This window comes from Desulfovibrio sp., assembly GCF_035644575.1.
Lineage (GTDB): Bacteria > Desulfobacterota > Desulfovibrionia > Desulfovibrionales > Desulfovibrionaceae > Desulfovibrio.
This window is the reverse complement of sequence record NZ_DASQOG010000195.1, coordinates 1-5,768: the sequence shown is the minus strand read 5'-3', so window position 1 is coordinate 5,768 and position 5,768 is coordinate 1. Positions and strand designations below refer to the sequence as shown.

The window sequence follows — 5,768 nt, the reverse complement described above, 5'->3', positions numbered from 1 at the left end:
GGTTTTGCTTCAAGGTTCCTAGGGGAGTAATCAACACGTTTTGTTTGTGATGATGCCCGCAGCGAAGCAAAATCTTTTGAGAGGCAACAATTATTGTGGCGAAGGCAGTTTGAGCCAACGAGCAGCTTTCAAAGCAGAATTGTTATCTGGGGTGTTGGCTGAAACGGCCTTTATCCAACGCAAAAGCGCTATCTGGCATTTACGCGGCGCGGAGGGAGATCACCTGAGCGAGCCCAGCGAGGGAAGGAAGCTCCCGCAGCTACAGCCGCGTTGCCCTCGCCACACTGGGGGTATTGATAGTCTCTCTTTGGGGGTGCTTCGGGGGGGATGCAAGGGGGGCCGCGAAGGGGGCGTAGCCCCATAACCGGCCCCGCCTTGCTGCGCGCCGCTCAGGCGTCCCAAACTCCGCCGGGGCGAAACCCCATGGCTGAAGGACAGTAAAAGTCAATTCACGGTGAACAGAAATCGCCCGCGGAAAGGCTCACCAAACCTGGCGGGGAGACAGAATCCCGAACCCAAAAGCCAACAAATTACAGCTAATTCTCAAAAGCTAATTTTCGAACACTTGAACGCAATATTTATAAATTCTTTCCAGCTCTCCGTTCAGGCCGTTCTGTGCGCCATACAGAGCATAAAAAAAATTAGTTCCGCATCCTTCTCAACCTCCAATGCACAGCGAAATCTTTGACGAATTTGTGCATGGACTATATGTTTAAATCAGCAGCGCCGGGTTACAGTGGAATGACCGAACAAATTTCGTCATGCCGTGTATTCCCTGCGAATCTATAAGCATGCTGGACGCAGGAGAATCTCATGAAGTTTACCTCAGTCAATTTGCTGGATGAACTGGCCAAGCCGGAATTCTCCTCGCTGCTTTCCGCTTTTCATGAGCGCAGTTTTCCCAAAAACAGCATGATTTTCGCGCCCAGCTACGAGGAAGAGCTGGACAGCACCCCCACAGCAGTTTCTCCTGCAGTGAATCGGCTGATAGCTGGCAATTACGTGTTTATTGTGAGCAAGGGGCTTGTGCGTGTGTATCTGGCCTATGGCGAAAAAGAATTTACCATCGCCTTTCTTAAACCGGGCGATGTGTACGTCAGCCATTCCAGCGCGCAGGTTCAAGCTGTTGAAGATACTACAATTCTCCTGGTGGACACGCCAACGTTTAACCAACGCATGATGTCCGTGCCGCAGTTTACAGTGTCTGTGGTGCGTGTGCTTGGCGGTATTCTCAAAAATACGTTCAGTATTGTTGATGGCCTCGCTCTACGCGATGTTTCTGCCCGCCTGGCCCGATATCTTGTATCTGCCGCACAAGAAAACGCCCCCGGCCCGGATGGCCGCCGCCGCGCCCGCTTGCAGCTTTCGGGCGAGATGTTGGCCCAGACCCTCGGGGCGTCCCGCCAGACCATTTCCACCTTGCTGACCGACCTGACCCGCTCGGGTATCCTGCTTAAAGAGCAGCGCGGCGTATATTGCATTCTCGACGAAGGTCGACTTCGCGAACTTCTGGACTAATCCGCCAGGATATTCCTCTACTCAGGCCTTTCAAATTCTCAATTTCAGAGTTTTTTACTACTATTTTTACGAGATAATTTTAAATAATATAATTATTTCATTTTGTTAACTTGTTATAAAAATCATCACCGTTCCTTTGTCGCGCATCTGACAGACGCTCCTGCCTGACTGTGATACCACTATGACAAAGATAGCGGCGCAGACTTGGCGCGCCGTGTAACCTCAAGGTTTGTGGGGCTGTTATGGAAAGTAAAAAGCGCGACATCAATGACATGTCTATATGGGATGATGCCAAAAGCATGCTTGCAAAGGCCAGAGCAGATGGTGTGGAAACTGCCTGGGACAGGCTGGATCAGCAAACGCCGCATTGCCGATTTTGCGAGCTTGGCACTACCTGTCGCAACTGCGTCATGGGGCCGTGCCGCATCAGTGCAAAGGCCGAACCCGGTGGAAAACTTTCGCGCGGCGTGTGTGGCGCAGACGCCGATGTGATTGTGGCCCGCAACTTTGGGCGCTTTATAGCAGGCGGTTCAGCCGGGCATTCGGATCACGGGCGTGATGTGATCGAAGCCCTGGAGGCAGTGGTGGAAGGCCGCGCCCCAGGCTATCAGATTCGGGACGAGGCCAAACTGCGGCGCATTGCCGCTGAACTGGGCGTTGCAACAGAAGGGCGCGAGGCTCTTGATGTTGCTGCCGATGTGGTGGATGCCTGCTACAGCGATTTTGGCAGCAGGCGCAAGGCGGTCAATTTTGTCTCCCGAGTTCCGGCCAAGCGCCGCGAGCTGTGGGAAAAACTCGACATCACTCCGCGCGGCGTTGACCGTGAAATTGCCGAAATGATGCACCGCACCCACATGGGTTGCGATAACGATGCGCCCAATACCATGCTGCATGCGGCGCGCTGCGCCCTGGCCGATGGCTGGGCAGGCTCCATGATCGCCACGGAACTGTGTGACGTGCTTTTCGGTACTCCCAAGCCCAAGATGTCCACCGCCAATCTTGGCGTTATCAAAAAGGGCACGGTCAATATATTGGTGCACGGTCACAATCCGGTGGTGTCCGAGATGATTCTGGACGCAGCTCGCGACCCTGAAATGATCGAGCTTGCCAAAAAGAACGGAGCCACCGGCATCACTGTGGCAGGTTTGTGCTGCACCGGTAACGAACTGCTCATGCGCCAGGGCATCCCCATGGCGGGCAACCACCTGATGACGGAGCTTGCAATCGTGACCGGCGCTGTGGAAGTTGTGGTGGTGGACTATCAGTGCATCATGCCGAGCCTGGTACAGGTGGCTGGCTGCTACCACACCCGCTTTATCGACACTGCCGCCAAGGCGCGCTTTACCGGGGCCATCCATTTTAATTTCCACCCCGAAAATGCGCGGGAAGAAGCCCGCAAGATCGTGCGCATGGCGGTGGACGCATTCTTGGAGCGCGACCCCAAGCGTGTGGAAATCCCCGGCGAACCTGTCAGCATCATGACCGGTTTTTCCAACGAGGCCATTCTTGAGGCTCTGGGCGGCTCGCTTGATCCCTTGCTGGATGCCGTCAAGGCTGGCACTGTGCGTGGATTTGTGGGCGTGGTCGGCTGCAACAACCCCAAGATCAAGCACGACTCGGCCAACGTGGGCCTCATGAAGGCGCTTATCAAAAAAGATATTATGGTTCTTGCCACAGGCTGCGTCACCACTGCGGCGGGCAAGGCCGGGCTGCTGGTGCCTGAGGGCGCTTCCATGGCCGGGCCCGGGCTGCAAAGCCTGTGCGGCGCGCTGGGCATTCCGCCAGTGCTGCACCTCGGCAGCTGCGTGGATAACGCCCGTATTTTGCAGCTGTGCGCGCTGATCGCCAATGCCCTGGGCGTGGATATTTCCGATCTGCCCGTGGGCGCGTCCTCGCCGGAATGGTACTCTGAAAAAGCGGCGGCCATCGGCCTGTATGCTGTTGCCAGCGGCATCTACACGCATCTGGGCCTGCCGCCTAATATTCTCGGCTCGGAAAAAGTGACGGATATAGCCCTGAACGGTCTGGAAGAGATTGTGGGTGCATCCTTTGTGGTGAATGACGATCCCGAAAAGGCGGCTGACCTGCTGGATGCGCGTATCCGGCAGAAGCGTCAGGGCCTTGGCCTGCAGCCTTAGGCCAGTGTGTTTTGCAGGGCGGGTGGGCAGGGCCTGCCCGCTCTGTGCAACGCTCAAGGACTAATACATAAACCACAGGGGGATTGCATGAAGATTGCCGTTTCTGGCAAGGGCGGCGTGGGCAAAACCTCCATCACCGCCTGGCTTGGTGATTATCTGGCGCGGCGTGGAGAAAAAGTCTGGCTTGTGGATGCCGACACGGCGCTTTCGCTTGGGCAGGCCTCAGGCCTCGCGCGAGCTGACCTGCCGGAAGCCCTCACCCTGCGCGCCGCATTGATCGAAGAGCGTATTCGCCCAGCTGGCAAGGGCGGCATGATGGATCTTGATCCGCATGTCAGCGATCTGCCCGAGGCTCTGTCAGCTCCCCTGCCTGTTGCTGGGGAGGGGGAGAAAACCGCTGGAGACAAACGTCTGCTGGTCATGGGCCCCTTGACCAGCGCCGGGGGCGGCTGCGCTTGTGAAAGCAACGCCCTGCTCAAGGCCCTGCTGGCGCATCTGGTGCTCGACAGGCGCGAATGGGTGCTGGTGGATATGGAGGCCGGTGTGGAGCACCTGGGCCGGGGAACTGTGGCACATGTGGACGCCTTGCTGGTGGTATCCGAGCCGAGCATGCGCTCGCTGGAAACAGCGGCGGAGGTTGCCCGCATGGCTGGCGACCTGGGACTGCACCGTCAGGTGCTGGTGCTGAACAAGGCCACACCTGACCAGGTCGCAAACCTGCCGCCTATAGCCGATCTACCGCAACAACGCGTCAGTATGCCTGATCTTGAGGCGCTACGGGCGCGCCAGTTGCGTTCTGGTTCTGTTCTGGGGTTGGGCGACGAAACAGAGGGGTTGGGCGACGAAACAGAACAGATGCTGGATAGCTTTTGCGCCAGCCTGTTGAAAAAAATCGAAGGCAAATCCGTCTAAAGAAGGTAGCGCAGGCTTTGTCCGTCACACGGTCTTGGCCCTGTCTGACAGGGGATGATTGAGGCAGATTGGTGAGAGTTCAAGCGATAAAGTTCAGGCCCCGGTTATGCCGGGGCTTTTTGCGTGATGGGGCATGAGGAAAAAACGTCTGCTGCTGCCTTATCTTCCTGATCCTTCTGCCCGTTGTAGCGCAGCACAAAGTCCAGGCAGTCCGCACCAGAAAGCGGGCGGCTGAAATAATAGCCCTGAAACGTGTGGTAGCCGATGCCGGTAAAAACGCGCAGCTGCTGCTCGTCCTCCACGCCTTCCACCACGGTGGTTATGCGCAGGCTGCGGCTCAAATCCAGAATGCTGCGCACGATCTGTTCCTGCACGTTGCTGTTGAGGCTTTCCGTGAGGGATCGGTCAACCTTGACCGTTGTCACGGGGAAGGCGCGGATGTAGCGCAGCGATGTGTGCCCCATGCCGAAATCATCAATGGCAAGGCGTACTCCAAGCACACGCAGGCGGGTAAGCAGGTCGAGTGTGCGTGCGTCTGGTTCCAGAATGGAAGATTCCGTGATCTCCAGTTCAAGCTGTGTGGGTGTAAGGCCCAGACCGTGCAGCGTACCAAGCACCATCTGGGCAAAGTTGGCATTGCGCAGCTGGCTGGGAGTGATATTGACGGCGATCACAAGGTCATGCGGAACAGCGGGATGCCATGCAGCGCGCTGTTTACAGGCCTCAAGCAGTACAAACTTGCCCAGTCGGTCAATGAGGTTTGTGTCTTCGGCAAGCGCAACAATAATGGGCGGGGCCACAGGGCCATATATGGGGTGATCCCACCGCAGCAGGGCTTCCACGCCTGCCACGCGCTTTGCCGTGTGGTCGCACTGCGGCTGAAACACAAGATAGAGCTGACCGTCATTGGCGTTTAGCGACCGCTCAAGGTCTGTGGCAAGCGTGTGGGCAAGGCGGCCCACTTCACCGGGAATATTCAGGCACTTGCGAGTGTCGGGAGACCCAAAATCACAGCGGCTGGCAATTTGCAGCAGGTTGTGCATAACCTGCTTGCCGTGCTTTTCGCGCACTGCGTCAGAGAGAGCCACAAAGGGCAGATATATGAAAAATCCCAGCCCAAGGTTTATCATCTGCAAAATTGAGCCGTTGATGCTGCCAGTCGCGACATAGCCGCTGATCAGCGGGGGGGTGGTCCAGGCA

General features: G+C 56.9%; 4 protein-coding genes. 3 read left to right on the top strand and 1 reads right to left on the bottom strand.

Annotated features, from left to right (window positions below):
• Positions 1 to 813 precede the first annotated feature (813 nt).
• The 3 genes from VEZ52_RS11020 to VEZ52_RS11010 all read left to right on the top strand — a co-directional run bounded on the left by VEZ52_RS11020 (position 814) and on the right by VEZ52_RS11010 (position 4,568).
• Entirely contained in the window at positions 814 to 1,518 is a 705-nt protein-coding gene (locus VEZ52_RS11020) for a Crp/Fnr family transcriptional regulator (protein WP_324836854.1), read from the top strand.
• Positions 1,519 to 1,760: 242 nt separating this feature from the next.
• Positions 1,761 to 3,656 carry an anaerobic carbon-monoxide dehydrogenase catalytic subunit gene (gene cooS, locus VEZ52_RS11015; protein WP_324836852.1) on the top strand — a complete coding sequence of 632 codons (1,896 nt, stop codon included), beginning with the start codon at positions 1,761 to 1,763 and terminating at the stop codon, positions 3,654 to 3,656.
• Positions 3,657 to 3,743: 87 nt separating this feature from the next.
• Positions 3,744 to 4,568, top strand: coding sequence for a P-loop NTPase (locus VEZ52_RS11010; RefSeq protein WP_324836851.1), 825 nt, complete (start codon positions 3,744 to 3,746; stop codon positions 4,566 to 4,568).
• Positions 4,569 to 4,672: 104 nt separating this feature from the next.
• On the opposite strand, the gene VEZ52_RS11005 is transcribed toward VEZ52_RS11010, so the two are convergent.
• Positions 4,673 to 5,768 (bottom strand): EAL domain-containing protein (locus VEZ52_RS11005; RefSeq protein ID WP_324836850.1); only part of this gene is annotated, 1,096 nt, incomplete at its 5' end.